The 20,243-nt window shown below is 49.8% G+C and carries 13 protein-coding genes and 1 tRNA gene; 11 read left to right on the forward strand and 3 right to left on the reverse strand.

Annotated elements, in window-relative coordinates:
- Positions 1-113: 113 nt before the first annotated feature.
- The 3 genes from lonB to yihA are packed head-to-tail and all read left to right on the forward strand — an operon-like array spanning position 114 to position 4,815.
- On the forward strand, positions 114-1,820 hold the full coding sequence (gene lonB, locus QBE55_10245; GenBank protein WZL77917.1) for an ATP-dependent protease LonB: 1,707 nt from the start codon (positions 114-116) through the stop codon (positions 1,818-1,820).
- A gap of 60 nt (positions 1,821-1,880) precedes the next feature.
- Positions 1,881-4,247: an endopeptidase La gene (gene lon / locus QBE55_10250; GenBank protein WZL77918.1), complete on the forward strand. Its 2,367-nt coding sequence runs from the start codon at positions 1,881-1,883 to the stop codon at positions 4,245-4,247.
- Positions 4,228-4,815, forward strand: coding sequence for a ribosome biogenesis GTP-binding protein YihA/YsxC (gene yihA / locus QBE55_10255; protein ID WZL77919.1), 588 nt, complete (start codon positions 4,228-4,230; stop codon positions 4,813-4,815). The genes lon and yihA overlap by 20 nt, the downstream gene beginning before the upstream one ends.
- Before the next feature lie 18 nt (positions 4,816-4,833).
- On the opposite strand, the gene QBE55_10260 is transcribed toward yihA, so the two are convergent.
- Positions 4,834-6,453, reverse strand: a complete 1,620-nt coding sequence (locus tag QBE55_10260) for a hypothetical protein (protein ID WZL77920.1) — start codon at positions 6,451-6,453, stop codon at positions 4,834-4,836.
- A gap of 182 nt (positions 6,454-6,635) precedes the next feature.
- Here QBE55_10260 and QBE55_10265 point away from each other — a divergent pair, with 182 nt between their 5' ends.
- The 6 genes from QBE55_10265 (at position 6,636) to vanT (ending at position 13,847) form a co-directional block, all read left to right on the forward strand.
- Complete coding sequence (locus QBE55_10265; protein ID WZL77921.1) at positions 6,636-7,397, forward strand: hypothetical protein; 762 nt, start codon at positions 6,636-6,638, stop codon at positions 7,395-7,397.
- Positions 7,398-7,691: 294 nt separating this feature from the next.
- Positions 7,692-8,390: a VanR-ABDEGLN family response regulator transcription factor gene (gene vanR, locus QBE55_10270; GenBank protein ID WZL79919.1), complete on the forward strand. Its 699-nt coding sequence runs from the start codon at positions 7,692-7,694 to the stop codon at positions 8,388-8,390.
- Positions 8,391-8,439: 49 nt separating this feature from the next.
- Positions 8,440-9,486 carry an ATP-binding protein gene (locus QBE55_10275; protein WZL77922.1) on the forward strand — a complete coding sequence of 349 codons (1,047 nt, stop codon included), beginning with the start codon at positions 8,440-8,442 and terminating at the stop codon, positions 9,484-9,486.
- Positions 9,487-9,673: 187 nt separating this feature from the next.
- The gene (gene vanG, locus QBE55_10280; protein ID WZL77923.1) at positions 9,674-10,720 is read left to right on the forward strand and encodes a D-alanine--D-serine ligase VanG; all 1,047 of its coding nucleotides are present in this window, start codon (positions 9,674-9,676) and stop codon (positions 10,718-10,720) included.
- On the forward strand, positions 10,717-11,550 hold the full coding sequence (locus QBE55_10285; GenBank protein ID WZL77924.1) for a M15 family metallopeptidase: 834 nt from the start codon (positions 10,717-10,719) through the stop codon (positions 11,548-11,550). The genes vanG and QBE55_10285 overlap by 4 nt, the downstream gene beginning before the upstream one ends.
- A gap of 23 nt (positions 11,551-11,573) precedes the next feature.
- Positions 11,574-13,847 carry a serine racemase VanT catalytic subunit gene (gene vanT / locus QBE55_10290; protein ID WZL79920.1) on the forward strand — a complete coding sequence of 758 codons (2,274 nt, stop codon included), beginning with the start codon at positions 11,574-11,576 and terminating at the stop codon, positions 13,845-13,847.
- Positions 13,848-13,934: 87 nt separating this feature from the next.
- On the opposite strand, the gene feoB is transcribed toward vanT, so the two are convergent.
- The gene (feoB, locus tag QBE55_10295; GenBank protein ID WZL79921.1) at positions 13,935-16,301 is read right to left on the reverse strand and encodes a ferrous iron transport protein B; all 2,367 of its coding nucleotides are present in this window, start codon (positions 16,299-16,301) and stop codon (positions 13,935-13,937) included.
- A gap of 391 nt (positions 16,302-16,692) precedes the next feature.
- Positions 16,693-16,779: transfer RNA gene (locus tag QBE55_10300), tRNA-Leu, on the reverse strand.
- A 204-nt stretch (positions 16,780-16,983) separates the two neighbouring features.
- Between QBE55_10300 and polA the strand changes: the two genes are divergently transcribed.
- A complete protein-coding gene (polA, locus tag QBE55_10305) occupies positions 16,984-19,578 on the forward strand; it encodes a DNA polymerase I (protein ID WZL77925.1) in 2,595 nt (864 codons plus the stop codon).
- Between the two features lie 12 nt (positions 19,579-19,590).
- Positions 19,591-20,235 carry a dephospho-CoA kinase gene (coaE, locus tag QBE55_10310; GenBank protein WZL77926.1) on the forward strand — a complete coding sequence of 215 codons (645 nt, stop codon included), beginning with the start codon at positions 19,591-19,593 and terminating at the stop codon, positions 20,233-20,235.
- Positions 20,236-20,243: the final 8 nt, after the last annotated feature.

Genomic DNA, 20,243 nt, shown 5'->3' on the forward strand with positions numbered 1-20,243 from the left:
TCCCCCTTTTTTTTTGCAGATCGACCTGTGGAATGTTCCTCAGATGGATAAAATGCCTTCCGATCCCACATACTATTTTTAAAGTCTGTACACAAAAAGCATGGAAAGGAAGGATGATTTTGGTGAGCGAGATCCTTATCATGATACAGTTCCTTTTTTCTATCATTACAGGACTGTATTTTTTGAATCTGTTGAAGGGACAGCAGGGAAACAAGTCTGCAGTGGAAAAGGAATCAAGAAAGGAAATGGAGAAGCTTCAGAGGATGCGGGAAATATCCCTGAGTGAACCACTCTCGGAAAAGACACGTCCCAAAACCTTTCAGGATATTATCGGTCAGGAAGAAGGAATCAAAGCATTGAAGGCAGCATTATGCGGTCCCAATCCCCAGCATATCATTATTTACGGGCCTCCCGGAGTGGGAAAGACCTGTGCTGCCAGGCTGGTGCTGGAAGAAGCAAAAAAGAATCCCCGGTCGCCTTTCCGGCAGAATGCGAAATTTGTTGAAATGGACGCAACATCGGTACGCTTTGATGAACGGAGCATAGCCGATCCATTGATTGGTTCGGTTCATGATCCCATCTATCAGGGAGCCGGGCCCCTTGGAATAGCCGGTATTCCCCAGCCCAAGCCGGGAGCGGTAACGAAGGCACACGGCGGCGTCCTTTTCCTGGATGAAATCGGAGAGCTTCATCCGATTCAAATGAATAAATTGCTGAAGGTTCTGGAGGATCGCAAGGTATTTCTGGAAAGCGCCTACTATAACTCGCAGGACACCAATATTCCGCGTCATATCCATGAGATTTTCCAGAAAGGCCTGCCGGCTGATTTTCGTCTGATCGGGGCTACAACCCGGAATCCGGATGAAATTTCACCGGCGATTCGTTCCCGCTGTCTGGAGGTGTTTTTCCGGTCCCTGAGTCCGGAGGAAATTGGAACCATCGCGGAAAATGCGGCGCAAAAAGGCGGATTCGGGATCGAAGGCAAAGCGGTGTCCGTATTAAGCGGATATGCCAGCAATGGCCGGGATGCGGTGAATATCGTTCAGCTGGCCGGCGGCATTGCCCTCACGGAAGACCGTACCAGAATCACCACAAAGGATGTGGAATGGGTGATCGACAGCGGAAACTATTCCCCCCGTCCGGAAAAGAAAATTACAGCCGACCCGCAAATAGGATGTGTCAACGGGCTGGCCATATACGGTCCCAATCTGGGTGCCGTGATGGACATTGAGGCAACGGCCATTCCTGTAGCCAAGGGAAAAGGCATCTTTACGGTAACCGGTATGATTGATGAAGAGGAAATCGGCGGGGAAGGCAAGAGAGTCCGCAGAAAGAGTACAGCCAGGGGCTCGGTGGATAATGTCATGACAGTTATCCGAAAGTATCTGAATATCGATACGAGGGATTATGACATTCATTTGAATTTCCCTGGTGGAACACCGGTGGACGGGCCTTCTGCCGGGACTGCGATCCTGACTGCCATATATTCTGCCATCACCGGGAAGACCATTGACAATAAAATTGCCATGACCGGGGAGGTTTCCATTCGGGGAAATGTCAAACCGGTGGGCGGGGTGCCTGTCAAGATCAAGGCAGCTGCTCAGGCCGGTGCGGAAAGGGTACTGATTCCCCTGGAAAACGATCAGGAACAGTTTGAGAATGAAAAGATTCAGGTTCTTCCGGTCAGCCGGGTGGAGGAAGTCATCCGGCTTTCTATGTATCCGTCCGGAGGAAAAGGTTCGCTGCCATCCGTTCAGACGGGAGCCGAATTGCTGACTGCTTCCGGATCAAGAAAGAAAGGCTTCGATTGCACATATTGACATAATTCGGTATAATATGAGGGAAACGCAGTACAGACAGATACAAGGAGTGATTACCGAATGAGCAATGAGCCGGTCAAAAGGCTTCCTTTGCTGTCATTAAGGGGTTTAACGATCTTTCCGTATATGATGTTGCATTTTGATGTCGGGAGACCGAAATCCATTGCCGCGCTGGAAGCGGCAATGGTGAACAACCAGGAGATTTTTCTCGTTACGCAGAAGGATGCAAAGCTGGAGGAACCAAAATCGGAAGATGTTTTTCAAGTTGGGACCATATCAAAAATCAAGCAGCTGCTGAAGCTGCCTGGTGATACGGTCCGGGTGCTGATTGATGGCCTGGAGAGGGGGCGGATCCTGGAGTTTACAAAAGAGGATCCTTATTATGAAGTCGAAGTTGCCACTCCACCAAAATACGAATCCAAAGAAGTAGATCTGCAGCTGGAGGCATTGTCCCGCAAGGTTTTGTCTGTTTTTGAGGACTATGTCAAGTTGGGCAATAAGGTGTCTCCGGAAACCCTCCTGACCGTGGACAATCCGGGGGATCCGGTCCGGCTGGCGGACATCATTGCCGCCAACACCCTGGTAAAGACCCCGGATAAGCAAAAGATCCTGGAAGCATTTCATCCCGTAAAGAGGCTGGAGATCCTGTATGATATGCTGATACGGGAAATTGAGATTCTGAAGATTGAGAATCAGATTGACTCAAGGGTAAAAAAACAGGTCGACAAGGTGCAGAAAGAATATTATTTGCGGGAGCAAATGAAAGCAATTCAGAAGGAATTGGGAGAAAGTGAAGGACTATCCGGTGAAATTGAGGAATATGAGGGAAAAATAGAAAAGGCAGGCCTGCCCGGGGAAGCTCATGAAAAGGCCTCCAGGGAACTGAGCCGGCTGGCGAAAATGGGACCGGGGTCCGCAGAAGGTTCGGTCATCCGGACCTACCTGGACTGGATACTGGACCTTCCGTGGAATACCGAGACGGAAGACAATCTGGATCTTCGCAATGCAGCAAGGATATTGGATGAGGACCATTATGGGCTGGAAAATGTAAAGGAGCGCGTCGTGGAATACCTGGCTGTCCGACAGCTGACGAAAAGCATGAAAGGACCAATCCTTTGTTTTGTCGGGCCTCCCGGTGTCGGCAAGACATCCATCGCCAGGTCCATTGCCCGGGCCCTGAACCGGAAGTTCGTCCGGATGTCGGTGGGCGGGGTACGGGACGAAGCGGAAATACGCGGACACCGGCGTACCTATGTGGGAGCCATTCCCGGCCGAATCCTCGCATCCATTAAACAGGCCGGATCCAGGAATCCGGTTTTCCTGCTGGATGAAATCGATAAGATGGGCAACGACTTTCGCGGGGATCCTGCTTCCGCCCTGCTGGAGGTATTGGACGGAGAGCAGAACAATACCTTCCGGGACCATTATCTGGAGCTGCCTTTCGATTTGTCCGGGGCCATGTTCCTGACTACGGCAAATACGCTGGAAACTGTACCACGGCCCCTTCTGGACCGTATGGAGGTCATATCGGTCTCCGGTTACACCGAAGAGGAAAAGCGGAATATCGCATCCGGCTATCTCATCCCCAAACAGATGAAGGAGCATGGGATACCGAAAAACGGCATCCGTATGTCGAACCAGACCATTCAGGACATCATTCGCTCCTATACCCGGGAATCCGGTGTGCGGGGTCTGGAACGGCAGATTGCAACGATCTGTCGGAAGACAGCACGGAAATTAGTGGAATCGAAAGGCGCAAGCGTCCGCATTTCCGAAAGCAATCTTCATAAATATCTTGGCGTTCCCAGGTTTCATTACGACAAAGTCCCCAGTCAGAATGAAGCAGGAGTTGTAACCGGACTTGCCTGGACTTCCGTTGGCGGAGAAACCCTGTCCATTGAGGTTCTTCCCATGTCCGGCACCGGGAGGCTTGTCCTGACCGGACAGCTTGGAGATGTTATGAAGGAATCGGCACAGGCCGGTTTCAGTTATATCCGTTCCCGGGCGAAGGAGTTTGGCCTGCGGGATGATTTTCATGAGAATACCGACATCCATATTCACATTCCGGAAGGGGCCATACCGAAAGACGGCCCGTCTGCAGGGATTACCATGACGACCGCGGTACTTTCCGCACTGACGGAAATACCGGTAAAAAGCGACGTTGCCATGACAGGGGAGATTACCTTAAGAGGCCGGATTCTCCCCATCGGCGGACTGAAAGAAAAATTACTGGCTGCCCATCGGGCAGGCATCCGGAAGGTTCTGATTCCCCGTGAAAATGAGGAAGACCTGGAGGACATCCCGGACAATGTAAAAAGAAAGGTGGAAATTGTTCCGGTGGATTCCATGGATGATGTGCTTGTCCATGCACTGACCAGAATGCCGGGACCTTCCGACGGTGCAGAAGATGAAAATAAAAAAGGCTGAATTCATAACAAGCGCAATGAGCGCCGCACAGTATCCACGGGGAAGGGATCCCCATATTGCCATGATCGGAAAGTCCAATATCGGGAAATCCTCTTTGATCAATGCCATGACGAACCGGAACAAATTGGCCAGGACCAGCGGCCGTCCAGGTAAAACAAGATTGATTAATTTTTTTCGGATCAATGATTCTTTTTTTCTGGTGGACCTCCCGGGGTATGGCTTTGCAAAAGCAGCCAAATCGGAAAGGGAGAGATGGGGAGCCATGATGGAGGAATATCTGGCAAGGGATTCCCGGCTGAAAGGGATGATCTTCATCGTGGATATCCGCCATGATCCCACCGCAGAAGATATTCAGATGGCGGAATGGATCCGGTATTACCAGGTTCCGGTCCTGGTGGCCGTATCCAAGTCCGATAAACTGGGCAAAACCCGGAGAAAACCGGAGGCGGACCGGGTTATGGGCCAATTGGGATTTTCCCAGGATGTTCCGGCGGTTTTCTGTTCCGCTGTTTCCAGAGAGGGGATAAGGGATTTGCTGCATCAGCTGGATGCCTTCCTGATTTCCTGAAAGCTGCAGCCGGATGTGCTAGGGAATTTCATCCGGCTCCTCTTCCGGATTGATCCGGATACTGATGTTTCCCAAACGGATCTCTTCGTCTTCCTTTTCTGCATTTTCATTTTCAGGCGCATCCGGAGCGGGCCGGTTGCCCTCCGGATTCCTGCCGGTATCCATTTCCGATTTCTGTTCTTCCGTGTCCTGTTTTTCCGTTTCCTTTCCCTCTGTATCCGGGCCTTTGTTCCCGCTTTCCGGATCGGTCGGAGATTTGGAAGCCTCTGCTGCAATGGAATCCTTTGAAGGAGTCTTTGGTCGGACAGGCAAGTCAGAGGAAGGAAATCTTCTGCTTTCCCTTCGGATCTGCTCCATATCAAACGACAGTCTTCGGACCTGCGCATTCACTTGGAAAAAGTTTTTGTCTTTTTGTCGGATATGATCCTGCATCTCATATAGGCTGTGCTGGAAGGCATCCATTCTGGCATTGTTCTGGTCCAGTTTTTTCGATAGCTTTCGGACGTCCTGCTGTACGGAGGTATCCGGCGGGGCGGGAAAGGCCCTCGCTTCCGGATCCTGTTTCTTCCGGTGGCCGGCTTGCTGTGCCTTCTTTTTTCCGTCCGGCCTGTTTTCCCGGATACTGCTGTCCGGGTTTCCGGCAGACCATGTAAAGCCAGGATAGCCATCCCCCAGGTCCATCATCGTATGGGATGCACCGTCCATTGTTTTGGTAATGTGCAGATAGGGAATGAGTTTCTGATCCGGGATTTCGCGGGTAGTCTCCCAGTGCTGGTCCGTCGGTTCCTTCCGGCTGCCCATGCCTTTCTTTCCCTGAATCCAAAAACAATGAGGTCCTCTTTCGGAAAAAATGCACGGAACCTGGACGGGATTGGGGCCTTCCCATATACAGACATCCGGATCGGCAGAGCTCGGCGCCCTGGAATTGGTATCAATTTTTTTGTAATTCAGACGGTATTTTGGATTGGCATCTTCGCACCATATCATATGCAGGAGCCCGTCGGTGTCCACTGTGCCGTTGAAATTGCTGCATCTGTCCGGTTTCTGAAACAGAGTGACAGGTCTCGACCAGATCCGCTGCAGGTTGTCAAACCGGATGAGACAGCATTGCGTGTGGCCCCGGAGGATTTTGGTATAGATACACACTAGATTTCCACTCTTATCATTTGTGACCAGTTGAGGCGTGGCATTTTGATCGGTGAGGAAATGCAGGAGAACCTTGCTTTTCCATCTGCCATTTTCGGAATAGGAATGCACAAAGGATTCCTGTGCCCGTTTCAGCGAGTTTTCAATATAATAAAACAGATGGACATGAGAAGCGTTGGACAGAACCGAAAGCCAGGAGATATCCTCGAATCTGGAGGAAACACGATATACCGTACGCTGGTACCACTGTCTCCCGTCCCATTCATAATAAATCAGCTGCTTTCCCAGGGTATAGGCGAGCAGACAGATTCGATCCTGATTGTCCATGGTAACACTGAAAAAGCGGACGGTTTTTCCGTCAATCGGGATCTTTTCCGACCATTGGCCGTTTTCCCTGCAGGCATACTGTATTTTTTGTTGATCGGAAAGGGTGAAGAACCATTGCTTTTCCAGGGAATCTTCCACGAAATAGGGGAAACTGGTTTTTCTCATGGTGATTTCCTCCTTATCCTCCATACTCCAAACGGTTTCAAAACAATACGTCTGATATAACTTATGAGAGGCCAGTATAAAATATCACTTCAAAGCAGGCACAATCAAATCGATATTCACATATCATGGCTAATGAGAGAAGGGAGTTCTCTCATATTCCATTAGGAAAAGGGGGTTTATTGATGTCTTTTTATTCCTACAAGAATGAAGGAAATCCTCGTTGCCCGGGAAGGATCGGATTTGACGGATTGAAGAACATACTTGAGAAGGTCTGCGTTCAGGTGAACAAAGTCTATGACTCCTGCTTGCAGCAGGAGACAATCAACGATGTGAGGATTGTCCTGAAGGAAGTCTGCAAGAGCCATAAGAATTTCATGCCTCCGTTGACGTTTGTCAGTTGCCGGAGCACGTCGGTAAAGGGAAAACTGGTTGGAACCCGTATTGACAGGCTGCAGGACCGTCCCAACTTCGCCCGTGTCCGTACCAAAGTAGAGATACCGATTGAAGTGGTATTTGAAGACTGTGAAGGACGGCAGGGTACAGGTACGGCCGTTATCACCGTACCCAAGGACGTTGTTCTCTATGTGCCGGATGAGTCTGTGATTCCGTTCCAACTGGAGAGCATTGTAAATGCAATCTGTGTATCCGGACGGTTTATACCGGGTGATACCTTCCGATTTGATGTCGATGTCTGTCTGACCATTATACTCAAGATCATTGCCAAGGTGGAGCTGCTGATTCCCGCATTTGGCTTCTGTGAAATTCCTCCCTGCGAAGAATTCTCGGAATCCGTATGTGACGATATCTTCAATCTGCCTCTGTTCCCTCCTCAGCTGGAAGATGTCTGCGGAGACAGGAACGAACCCAGGAATGAACCCGGGTGCGATCCCGGATGTGCACCCAAAAGAGGCCTCAGCATTCAGAAAGAGGATACCAAGGAATGAAAGCAGGCTGAAATGGGAAACATGGCAGGAATTTCAGCAAATGAAAATTGAGGAATTCCGAAAAAGGGCATGCTATTTCGATAGCTGCTCTTTTTTTTGTGGGCAGCGGGAAAGTCGGATGCACAGCCGGAGATGGCGCAGTCCGGACAGAAGGGAGAAAAGGAAGCGGTTGTCAGGATGCCGGTATCCGGATATAATGGATGGGAGCCTTTGTCAGGGCAGGGCGGGATCAGGCCTGTCTCAGGCGGCAAAGGGGAAAAAGCAAAAATGGTAAATGGTAAGGAGCAGGGGACCGTGAAAGCAAATATACTGGTCGTGGATGATGAACAATCCATTGCGGATCTGATTGAAGTATATCTGAAGAACGAAGACTACAGGGTGTTCAAGTTCTATAACGGACAGGATGCCCTGAACTGTGTGGAAAAGGAATCCGTGGATCTGGCAATCCTGGATGTGATGCTTCCGGATGAAGACGGATTCTCCATCTGCCGGAAGATCCGGGAGAAGCATAACTTTCCGGTCATTATGCTGACGGCAAAAGATGGGGAAATTGACAAAATCAATGGCCTGATGCTGGGCGCGGATGATTATATTACCAAGCCCTTTCAGCCTTTGGAACTGGTTGCCAGGGTAAAGGCACAATTACGGCGGTTCCGGCAATATAACACATCCAAACCGGCCCGGGAGGACCACACCATCGTGTTTTCCGGTCTGGTGCTGGATCAGGACAAGCACATCTGTATGCTGAACGAACGGATGCTTTCCCTGACTCCCATTGAGTTTTCTATTTTATGGGTACTGGCGTCCAACCGGGGGCGGGTGGTCAGTGCAGAGGAACTGTTCCGCAAGGTATGGAAGGACAGGTACTTCTCCAGCAGCAACAATACCGTCATGGTGCATATCCGGCATCTGCGTGGGAAAATGCATGACAGTGCAGAGCATCCGAAATACATCAAAACGGTATGGGGGGTGGGATATAAAATTGAGGAATAAGCCCTTCCGATCAACATTCACCCGAAAAATGATTCTTCGGTGTGTCCGAATGGGATTGCTCGCCTCGCTGGGGTATGTGCTTCTTATCGCTGCTGCATACTTTGTCCTTCACAGGATGATCGTCTGGCAGCCATCTCTGCTTTATGACTTTCTTGAGAGCCTGGAACCATTTGTTACGCTCCTGATTCCGGTGGGCTGGCTGATTCTGATTCTGGCTGTCATTTATCTGCAATGGAAACGAACCGTAGGGTACATTGAGCAGGTCGTGACGGCAAGTGCGGATCTGGTCCGGCCGGACAAGGAATTTGTCCGGCTGCCGGAAGAGCTCCGGGAGGTGGAGGACAGGATGAACCAGATCAAGCGGACCGCATTGAAAAATGAACAGAAAGCAAGGGAGGCGGAGCGGCGCAAAAACGATCTGGTGGTCAACATTGCCCATGATATCCGGACGCCGCTTTCTTCCGTCATCGGATATCTGAGTCTTCTGGATGAAGCGCCGGATATGCCGGAGAAGCAGCGTCGGAAGTACACCGGCATTACACTGGAAAAGGCATACCGCCTGGAACAGCTGATGAATGAGTTCTTTGAAATCACAAGGTTCAATGTCAGCTCCATTGTATTGAACATGGGGGAGATTCATCTGGCTTTTATGCTGCAGCAAATGGCAGATGAATTCTATCCCATGCTGTCCCCGCAGAACAAAAAGGCGGTGGTGCAGGCACCCGGGGATCTTATTTTGTGGGGAGATGCCGACAAGCTGTCCCGGGTGTTCAACAATATTCTGAAAAACGCCATTGCTTACAGCTATGATGGGAGCACCATTGCCATTACCGCCATGGAACGGGAAGGAAAGGTGATCATTCAGTTTACCAATCAGGGGGATCCGATTCCGAAACAGAAACTTTCCACCATTTTTGAACGATTCTTCCGGCTGGATGCCGCCCGCTCCTCAAAAACGGGAGGAACAGGGCTGGGCCTGGCCATCGCCAAGGAAATTGTGATGGCTCACAAAGGCACCATTACTGCGGAAAGCAACGAGACCAAAACCAGATTTACCGTTGTCCTGCCAAACCGCAGGGGAAAGCAAAGAGGCTGAAAGGGGAAAAATGACCTGGCTCTTTGTAGAATCCTAATCATTTCATAAGCTTTTCTTAAGGCTTTGACAAGTTAAAATTCCCATCCGGCCTGTCTGATTTCGATAGAATGAACTATGAAACCGGGCAGGCCATTTATTTTGCCCGCTTCGGGATGAGGAAACAATTGATGCAAAAGGAGTCCTTTTTATGAAGAAGACAGTAGCGATTTTATTTGGCGGAAATTCCACGGAATATGAAGTATCGTTGCAGTCCGCCGGTTCGGTCATTGAGAATCTGGATCCGGAGAAATATCATATCCTGCTGCTTGGCATTACCCGTCAGGGAAAGTGGCTGAAATACGATGGGGAAGTGGAACCAATCCGGCAGGATACCTGGTGGCAGCACCCATCCTGTGTCCCGGTTATCTTTTTGCCGGGTTGGGGAAATCATGGAATATTGGTGCAGGAGGAAGGAAAATGCAAAAGAATCCAGGTCGATGTGGCGTTTCCTGTTCTGCATGGGAAAAACGGTGAGGATGGTACGGTGCAGGGTTTGCTGAAACTGATGGGGATCCCCTGTGCCGGATGCGGCATCCTCAGTTCTGCTCTTTGTATGGACAAGGACATGGCTCACCGGCTGGTTCGGCTGGCAGGGATCCGGACGCCGGATTCCGTTGTTCTGCATTCCCAGCTGCCGGATGCGGAGCTGCGGGAACAGACATCAGGGCTTTCTTATCCTGTTTTTGTAAAGCCGGTCAATTCCGGTTCCTCTTTCGGCATTTCCCGGGTTTCCGATGGGAAAGGGCTGTTGGATGCGGTGAAAGGAGCCTTTCAATACGACGGCAAAGTGATCATCGAAGAAGCCATTCCCGGTTTTGAGGTTGGCTGTGCCGTTTTGGATACGGATCCCCTTACCATAGGGGAAGTCGATGAAATTGAGCTGTCCCGGGGTTTTTTTGATTATACGGAAAAGTATACACTGAAAACTTCAAAGATCCATATGCCTGCCAGAATCGATGCGGATATGGCGAAGCGGGTGAAACAGGCAGCGGCGGTTGTTTACCGGACTCTGGGCTGTTCCGGTTTTGCAAGAGTTGATTTTTTCCTGACTCCCCAAAATGAAATTGTATTCAATGAAGTAAACACGATTCCCGGTTTTACCACCCATAGCCGATATCCTAATATGCTGAAAGGAATTGGGATTCCATTCGGACAGATGATGGATGAGATGATTCGATTGGCGGTGGAGTCATGAAAACATTTCAATTTGGTGAGAGTTATATTTCAAGTGGAAATCTGATACTGGTCAACCCGTCCCATCCCCTTCCGGACAAAAAGAAAATGGATCGTTTGACATTCCTGGATTCTTCCTTTTCCTGTCAGGGGCAATCCGCATCCGACGGGGAAGAGATCTGTGCAACGGCAGAATCCGACAGGGCCGGCTCTGTTGCCATGGAAAGCCAGGCGGCAGAAATGCTTCTGGAGGTAATGATGCAATTGAATGCAGGGGATAGAATCCTTCCGGTCAGTGGCTATCGGACTTTACAGGAACAACAGATGATCTATGCAGATTCCCTGCGGGAAAACGGCGCAGAATATACCGGCAGATATGTTGCCATTCCGGGATGCAGCGAGCACCAGACAGGATTGGCCATCGATCTTGCTGAGAACCGGGAGGAAATCGACTTTATCTGCCCGGATTTTCCGGATGCCGGAATCTGCAGGCAATTCCGGCAGCTGTCCGCTTCATATGGCTTTATTGAGCGATATCCTGCCGGCAGGGAACAGATTACGCAGATCGCCTGCGAGCCATGGCATTTTCGCTATGTGGGATATCCTCATTCGGAGATCATAAAGGAAATGAATGATACATTGGAAGAGTATATCCAGTATCTGAAATGCTTTTGTCCGGATCATCCTTTGGGATTCCAGTGTGGCCGGTATGCATATGAGATTTTCTATGTTCCGGTCCCGCGGGATCCAGGGCAGCAAGCAGTTGTGGAGATTCCGGACCAGGTCTCCTGTCAGGCTTCCGGCAACAACGAGGACGGCGTTGTGGTAACCTTACGGAGGGATGTATTATGACGGATACAGGAAACGAATGCGACATGGATTCCGGATACCGTGCGGAGGACAGAACGAATCCGGGCAAAGTGGAGTATGCCGGCATTGACTGGTTCCGGCTGATTGCCGCTTTTCTCGTTGTTTCCATTCACACTTCGCCTCTGGCGGACTGGAATCAAACTGCTGATTTTGTTTTCACGCGGATCCTGGCCCGTGTGGCAGTTCCCTTTTTTCTTATGACTTCCGGATTTTTTCTGTATGTGAAAGAAGGAGACGGGGCACTGCCTTTCGGCAGATTGGCTGCATTCCAGAAAAAAACCGCTGTTTTATATGCAATGGCGATTTTGCTTTATCTGCCGCTTACTATCTATAACGGGACCGTACAGGAGTGGAAAGTTCTGCCGAATCTTCTGAAGGACGTTTTTTTTGACGGTACTTTTTATCATTTGTGGTACCTCCCTGCGGCAATCCTCGGTGCCAGCATTGTCTGGCTGCTGCTGAAAAAGGGGAATGCCGGTCAGGCAAGCTTCGTTTGTCTGCTCCTGTATCTCATCGGATTGTTTGGAGACAGCTATTATGGCATATCCGAAAAGATCCCATTTTTGAAAGCGGTTTATCAGTATGTATTCCGGTTCTCCGATTATACGCGCAACGGCTTATTCTATACCCCCATTTTCTTTTTGATGGGTGCGCTGTATGCAAGGCAGGCAAACAGGAAGGAAGGAACACAGCGGTTCCGGCAGGTTTCAGGGAAGAAGTGCATTGCCGGGCTTGCACTGTCCTTTTCCCTGATGCTCGTGGAAGGATTGCTGCTGTATCGTTTTCATCTTCAGCAGCATGATAGTATGTACTTTTTCCTTTTGCCCACCATGTTTTTCCTGTTTCCATGTCTGCTTCTTTTCAACAAGGGAAAGGATTACCGGTCCCTGCGGGATCTATCCATGATCATTTACCTGATTCATCCTGCGGTTCTTGTTGGCATCCGCGGTTTTGCGAAGGCGGTGGGCCTTGAGAGCCTGCTGATTGAAAACAGCTTTCTTCATTTCCTGACCGTCGCTCTGGGCTCTTTTATCGTCGCTGCCCTGCTGGTCCGTATCGGAAATCGCCGACGCGCATCCGCAGATGCCGGTCCCATACACGGAAATCCGGATCGGTTTCCGCAGACAGACGGGCATTTACGTTCTTCCGACAGGGGACGCCGGGACCGGGCGTGGATGGAGATCTGCCTGTCCAGCCTTCGCCAAAATGTGGAAGCCTTTCGGAAAATCCTTCCTGACGGCTGCCGGATCATGGCCGTCGTAAAGGCAAACGCCTATGGGCATGGAGCTGAGCAGGTATCTGCTTATCTGAACCGCATCGGCGTGAATACGTTTGCAGTTGCCACCATTGATGAAGGAATCAGCCTTCGCAGGCAGGGGGTGAACGGAGAGATTCTCATCCTTGGCTATACCCCTGCGGAAAGAGCCTCTGAGTTGTTTCGTTACCGGCTGTCCCAGACTGTGGCGGATGCGGAGCATGCAATGGAACTGGACCGCTTTGGCAAGCCGCTGCCGGTACATATCAAAGTGAATACCGGTATGAACCGTCTGGGGGAGAGCTTTCGGCATGAAGAGGAAATCGCCTCTGTCTTTGACTGTAAAAACCTCATCATTGAAGGCATTTTTACTCACCTTTGTGTAGCCGACAGCCGCAGGGAATCCGATATCGATTTTACCAACCTGCAGATCCGCTGCTTTTATCAGCTTCTGTACCAATTGAAGTCAAAAGGGATTCCTCTCCCCAGGACACATGTGCAGAGCAGCTATGGGGTGTTGAATTATCCGTCGCTTTCCTGTGACTATGCCCGAATCGGCATCGCACTTTATGGTGTCTTGAGCACGCCGGATCCCCGGACAAAATGTTCCATGGACTTAAAGCCGGTTTTGGCCCTCAGGTCCAGGGTAACTCTGGTAAGGACCATTGGCCCGGGAGAAGGGGTCAGTTATGGCAGGGAATTTATTGCACAGAAAAAAACGACGGTTGCCGTAATCTCTGTCGGTTATGCGGATGGTTATCCGCGGGCTCTTTCCGATGGGAAAGGGCAGGTACTGATTCATGGGCAGCGTGCATCGATCCTCGGCCGCATTTGCATGGATCAGCTTATGGCGGATGTGACGGGAATCCCGGGTGTGAAAAGGGGAGATGTGGTCACACTGATCGGAAGGGATGGCATGGAAGAGATTACAGCGGAAGAAGTGGCGGAAAATGCCGGAACGATCACCAACGAATTGCTCAGCCGGCTGGGAGATCGTCCGGAACGGATTATCCTTGATTCATAAAAGGGCATCTCAGAAAAGAGATGCCCTTAAGGTGTATTGCCGTTTGGAAAACAGCCGGATATCCGGAAGAACCAGACTCCGCTGTCATCAAACCATTATGAAAAAGATGCCGATTCCCCGTACGATCAAGGCACATAACCATGCGATGACACATTGGCCGATCACAATTGCAGCTGCCCATTTCCCGCCCAGTTCCCTCTTGATGGAGGCAACAGCTGCGACACAAGGCGTGTACAGCAGACAAAACACAAGCAGTGCAGCCGCAGATACCGGGGAAAGCACGGACAGGAGGACTTCCTTGCTTCCAAACAATACCGTAAGAGTGGATACCACACTTTCCTTTGCCATAAAACCGGCAATCAGCGATGTCACAATGCGCCATTCCCCGAATCCCAGCGGGCGGAAAATGGGGGACAGGAGACCTGCCAGTGCAGCCAGAATGCTGTCCTTTGAGTTCGTAACGACATTCAGCCGAAAGTCGAATGTCTGCAGAAGCCACACCACGATGGTCGCAACAAAAATAACGGTAAATGCCCTCTCCAGAAAATCCTTTGCCTTGTCCCAGAGAAGACGTACCACATTTTTGGCACCCGGCATGCGATAATTTGGCAATTCCATTACAAAAGGCACGGCCTCTCCCTGAAACACTGTATTTTTGGTCAGCAGGGCAACAAGGACGGCAACCAGAATTCCGAGGAAATACAGGCCGGTCATGACAAGACCGCTATGCTTCGGAAAAAAAGTGTTCGTAAAGAATCCGTAAATTGGAAGCTTTGCCGTACAGCTCATGAAAGGAGTCAGCAGAATGGTCATTTTGCGATCCCGCTCGGAAGGAAGGGTGCGGCTGGCCATGACCCCCGGAACCGTACATCCGAATCCAATCAGCATTGGCACAATGCTTCTGCCGGAAAGCCCGATTTTTCGAAGCAATTTGTCCATAACGAAGGCAACCCGAGCCATATAGCCGCTGTCTTCCAGAATGGACAGGAAGAAAAATAAGGTGACGATAATGGGAATGAAGCTCAGGACACTGCCAACTCCGTTGAAAATTCCGTTAACGATGAGAGATTGCAGGACATTGTTGATATGACCGGCTGTCAGAGCCGAGTCCACTACTCCGGAGAGCCAGTCAATGCCGGATTCCAGAATGTTTTGCAGAAATGCGCCGATTACATTGAACGTGAGCCAGAATATCAGCCCCATAATTCCGACAAAGGCAGGGATTGCGGTATACTTGCCGGTAAGAAAGCGATCGATCTTCCGGCTTCTTTTATGCTCCCTGCTTTCTTTCGGCTTTACCACTGTTTTGTCACACAATGCCTGAATGAAGGAGAATCGCATATCTGCGATTGCTGCCGCATGGTCCAGCCCACTTTCCTTTTCCATCTGAAGGATAATATGATCCAGGGTCTCTTTCTCATTTTGTGTCAGATTCAGGGCTTTGCGAACCGTGGCATCTCCCTCAACCAGTTTGGTTGCGGCAAATCGCAGCGGGATTCCGGCGGCTTCCGCGTGATCCTCTATCAGATGCATAATGCTGTGCAATGCCCTGTGAACCGCTCCGCCATTTTTGTTTTTGTCACAAAAATCAATTCTGCCAGGTTGCTCCTGATATTTTGCAATATGAATTGCATGTTTTATCAGCTCATCGACGCCTTCATCCTTGGATGCAGATATGGGAACAACGGGAATGCCAAGGGTTTCCTCCATCTCATTGATATCGATGGTGCCGCCGTTGCCCCGTACTTCATCCATCATGTTCAAGGCCAGCACAATTGGTACATTCAGCTCCATCAGCTGGAGGGTAAGATACAGATTGCGTTCAATATTGGTGGCATCCACAATGTTTATGATTCCGGTTGGTTTCTGATCGATAATGAATTGTCTGGATATCATTTCTTCATTGCTGTATGGTGATAGGGAATAGATTCCCGGCAGATCAGTTACGAGGGTTCCCGGATGGTCTTTGATGGGTCCGTCTTTCTGATCAACGGTAACGCCGGGGAAATTGCCGACGTGTTGGTTGGCTCCGGTTAACTGGTTGAACAGGGTGGTTTTCCCTGAATTCTGATTTCCTGCCAGGGCAAAGGTGAGTTTTGTACCCTTTGGCAATGGCTTTTCCTTTGCTTTTACGTGATATTTCCCGCTTTCCCCCAGTCCGGGGTGTACGATACGGTTTCGCTCCAGTGTTGTTTCATGCTTTACCGCCCAATGCGTTTTCTGTTCCGGAGTTTTTTCCGTTATCCCTATTTTCTGGGCATCGGAAAGACGCAGGGTAAGTTCATAGCCATGAATCAATAATTCCATTGGATCGCCCATTGGTGCAAATTTCATAAGCGTCACTTCTGCACCCGGTATGATTCCCATATCCAGGAAATGCTGCCTGAGTGCACCTTTCGCGCCTACCGAGGTGATCACTGCTGTTTTTCCGAGCTCCAGATCCCTTAATGTCATAGATCTTTTCAAGTCCTTTCTCTCAGGCTTCTGTCAATATCCTCTTCCTTTTCTCTGCAAGACCCCATATAAGCAAATCTCACATAAGTTAGTAATCACTAACAATATAATTATGCTACGTCTTCCACAGACATTTGTCAAGTATTTTGAGGGCGGCGCGGATTTCCTGTGCCTGTATTTGTAAGAAAGGATAAAGGTTTATGGAAGCAGCTTCTTTTAAAACAAAGCTCAGTATGATTTGCTGCTGGTATCGTAAATTTCTCCCAGGGCGGTACCATTCGCAGGCGTTTGACCCAGATAACACATCCTGGTCCAAAGAATACAAGGGCAGAAACGGACGTTCTGATACAAGCAAGAAAAGGAGTAGCTTTACTAAAGCTACTCCTCAATATGGTGCCGAAGGCGGGACTTGAACCCGCATGGTATTGCTACCACTGGATTTTGAGTCCAGCGCGTCTGCCAATTCCACCACTTCGGCGCATCTGTGTAATGATAACATGAAATATGATAACATAATCCATATCGGAATGCAATCTGTTTTTTTGTTTTCTGTGCGGAAGCCTGTTGGGAAGTTGGGAATGGCATTGAATTCTTCATAAAAATATGTTAAAGTCAAAGTAAGGGATAGAAGGAAAGGACAGCAGAAGGTGTTGGAACAGAAGCAATGGACAGAGGGGACAGAATGAATAAGGTATTGATGATCATAGACGGCAACAGCTTATTGCATCGGGCATTTTACGCGCTTCCGGTTCTGACCAACAAGAAGGGCGTTTTTACCAATGCGGTATATGGATTTTTAAATATGCTGTTGAAATTGATAAGCGACTATAAGCCGGATAGCCTGGCTGTGGCATTTGATAAAAAGGCACCTACCTTCCGGCACAGGGAATACAAGGCCTATAAGGGCACCAGGCAGAAAGCACCGGAGGAGCTGGTGCCTCAGTTTGAGCTGGCCCGGGAAGCCATGAGGCAGATGGATATTCCCATTTATGAGCTGGACGGCTATGAAGCGGACGACATACTGGGGACCCTTTCCAGTTCCTGCAGCAGTCCGGATCGGGATGTTCTGTTGGTTACCGGGGATAAGGACGCCCTTCAGCTGGTATCCGCCAACACCAATGTCTTGCTTACCAAAAAAGGCATCACTGTGCTACATCGATACGATGAGAAGGAAATGAAGAAGGAATATGGTCTGACGCCGCTTCAGTTCATTGATATGAAAGGGCTGATGGGGGACAAATCGGATAATATTCCGGGAGTGCCCGGTATCGGGCCCAAGACGGCGACCAGACTGCTTCAGCAATACGGCACTTTGGAAAATGTTCTGGATCATACCGATGAGATGAAGGGAAAGCTGAAGGAAAACCTGACCATATACCGGCAGCACGCCCTGCTCAGCAAGGATCTGGCCACAATCCGGCTGGATGTGCCCATTGACTGTTCTGTGATGGATCAGCCCCTTGCGATACCAAATTCTCCGGAACTGAAGGATTTTTTGCAGGAACTGGGGTTCAACAGTATCATTGAAAAACTGGGCTTGACAGAAGTGGAGACTGCTGCGCAGGAAGAAGCAGTGGAGGAAACCAATACGTATTCGGACATCTGTCACGCGGAGGAATTTCGCGCCTTTCTTCCGGAGTTGATGAAGCAAAAGCTGGTTGCGGTTACTTTGGACGGGGAAATGCAGGTTTCCTGGGAGCCCGGTCATAATTACCGGCTGCATTGGAAAGAGGATATGCCGGACAGCGATCTGGATTGTCTGGATTATGAGGAAACACTGCAGGAGCTGAAACCCTTTTTTGAAAAGGCGGAGATCCGCAAGGTGACGCATGATGCCAAGAAATTGATGTTGGAGCTTACCGGGTACGGTATTGCAATCCATGGGCTGGAATTTGACACGTTCATCGGTGCCTATCTTCTGGAGCCGACACGAAACAAATATGTGCCGGAACAGCTTCTCTATGATTATCTGAACCGGGACACGGCTTCTGCCGATGCTTCGGATCTACTGGATCTGACGAAGGTTTTAAAAAAGCATCTGGAAGAGAAAGATATGACGGAATTGTATCTGCAGATTGAGCAGCCGCTGATTCGTGTTCTGGCCCATATGGAGCGGATTGGCTTTAAAGTGGATAAAACGGTTCTGCAGCAGCTCGATGTGGAGTTTACTGCGGAAGTGTCCCGGCTGACGGAGGAGATTACGGAACTGGCAGGAGAAAACTTTAATATCAACTCCACGAAGCAGCTTGGTGAAATCCTGTTTGAAAAGCTGCATCTCCCGGTTCAGAAGAAGACAAAGACGGGATATTCCACCGACATTGAAGTCCTCGGGCATCTGCAGGGCAGCCACCCCATTATTGGAAAGATTATGGAGTATCGTCAGGTCATGAAGCTGAAGTCTACCTATATCGACGGACTGCTTACGGTCATTTGCCCGGAAGACGGGCGGATCCATTCCAGCTTCAACCAGACTGTTACGGCGACCGGCCGGATCAGCAGCACGGAGCCCAATTTGCAGAACATTCCCGTTCGTGAAAAAATGGGAAGAAGGATCCGAAAGGTATTTGTGGCAAGCGATGAAGAGCATCTTCTGGTGGATGCGGATTATTCCCAGATTGAGTTGCGGGTTCTTGCACACATTTCCGGGGATCCCACCTTTATGAATGCCTTTATCCGGAATGAGGACATTCATCGCCGGACGGCCGCTGAGATTTTTGGCGTTTCCATGGAGCAGGTTACCGATGAACAGCGCAGCAGTGCCAAGGCAGTTAATTTTGGCATTGTATACGGGATCAGCGATTATGGCCTGTCCAGAAATCTTGGCATCAGCCGCGCAAGAGCGAAAAAATATATTGACAGTTATCTGGACCGCTATCCGAAAGTACAGGAATATATGGCCCGGGTCGTGGAGGAAGGCAAGCAAAATGGTTATGTTACCACTTTACTGAATCGAAGAAGGGATCTTCCTGAGTTGAAATCCAGAAATTACAATATACGAAACTTTGGCAGGAGAGTTGCCCTGAATACTCCCATTCAGGGCACCGCAGCGGATATTATCAAGAAAGCCATGATACAGGTTCACGGAGAGTTGGAGCGGAGGGGACTGTGCTCCCGGCTGATCCTGCAGGTACATGATGAACTGATCATCGATACGTATCAACCGGAGCTGGAAGAAGTCATGGCGCTGGTGAAGGATCAAATGGAACATGCCGTCCCTCTTTCGGTCCCCCTCGTAGTGGATATCAATACCGGGAGAAGCTGGTACGACGCAAAGTAAGGCTGGTGTTTCATGAAAAGAATCGGTCTGACGGGTGGCATTGCAACTGGAAAATCCACTGTTTCCGGGATACTCAGGGAACTGGGGGTCCCGGTGATTGACGCGGATGAAGTGGATCGGCGTTTGTCTGAAAAAGGGAACAAGGTTTGGAAGGCGGTTTATGACCATTTTGGAAGCAGATATTTTCTTCCGGATGGAAAGATGGACCGAAAACGATTGGGAGAAATGGTTTTTTCAGATCGTAAGGCCAGGCAGTCCCTCAACCAAATCACCCATCCCATCATCCAAAAGGAGATGGAGGGCATGCTTCGGCAAATGGAAGAAGACTGGAACCCGCCCATTGCCGTACTGGATGTTCCCTTGTTGATTGAAGTGGGATGGAATCGTTTCGTGGATGAGGTTTGGGTGGTTGCCATACCGGAGGAGCTGCAGATCCGGAGGCTGATGCAGCGAAACGGCATGGCAGAAGAGCAGGCGATGCAACGGATAAAGAGCCAGATGAGCCTGAAGGAGAAATGCAGGTTGGCCGACAGGGTGATTGATAATTCCCGGACCGTACAATACACCAGAGAGCAGATCATTCGGATATGGAAGGAATATAAGGCTTTGGAGGATCAGGAATGCGGACACCGAAAAGGAGCAGGACAGCCGTTATAAGTAAGATA

It is taken from the genome of Eubacteriales bacterium mix99, assembly GCA_038396605.1.
GTDB lineage: Bacteria > Bacillota > Clostridia > Caldicoprobacterales > DTU083 > UBA4874.

Bases quoted from the DNA above. Each gene is read 5' to 3' on its own strand.
- lonB (WZL77917.1), top strand. From the start codon at position 114: ATGATTTTGGTGAGCGAGATCCTTATCATGATACAGTTCCTTTTTTCT.
- lon (WZL77918.1), top strand. From the start codon at position 1,881: ATGAGCAATGAGCCGGTCAAAAGGCTTCCTTTGCTGTCATTAAGGGGT.
- yihA (WZL77919.1), top strand. From the start codon at position 4,228: ATGAAAATAAAAAAGGCTGAATTCATAACAAGCGCAATGAGCGCCGCA.
- QBE55_10260 (WZL77920.1), bottom strand. From the start codon at position 6,453: ATGAGAAAAACCAGTTTCCCCTATTTCGTGGAAGATTCCCTGGAAAAG.
- QBE55_10265 (WZL77921.1), top strand. From the start codon at position 6,636: ATGTCTTTTTATTCCTACAAGAATGAAGGAAATCCTCGTTGCCCGGGA.
- QBE55_10275 (WZL77922.1), top strand. From the start codon at position 8,440: ATGGGATTGCTCGCCTCGCTGGGGTATGTGCTTCTTATCGCTGCTGCA.
- vanG (WZL77923.1), top strand. From the start codon at position 9,674: ATGAAGAAGACAGTAGCGATTTTATTTGGCGGAAATTCCACGGAATAT.
- QBE55_10285 (WZL77924.1), top strand. From the start codon at position 10,717: ATGAAAACATTTCAATTTGGTGAGAGTTATATTTCAAGTGGAAATCTG.
- vanT (WZL79920.1), top strand. From the start codon at position 11,574: ATGGATTCCGGATACCGTGCGGAGGACAGAACGAATCCGGGCAAAGTG.
- feoB (WZL79921.1), bottom strand. From the start codon at position 16,301: ATGACATTAAGGGATCTGGAGCTCGGAAAAACAGCAGTGATCACCTCG.
- polA (WZL77925.1), top strand. From the start codon at position 16,984: ATGAATAAGGTATTGATGATCATAGACGGCAACAGCTTATTGCATCGG.
- coaE (WZL77926.1), top strand. From the start codon at position 19,591: ATGAAAAGAATCGGTCTGACGGGTGGCATTGCAACTGGAAAATCCACT.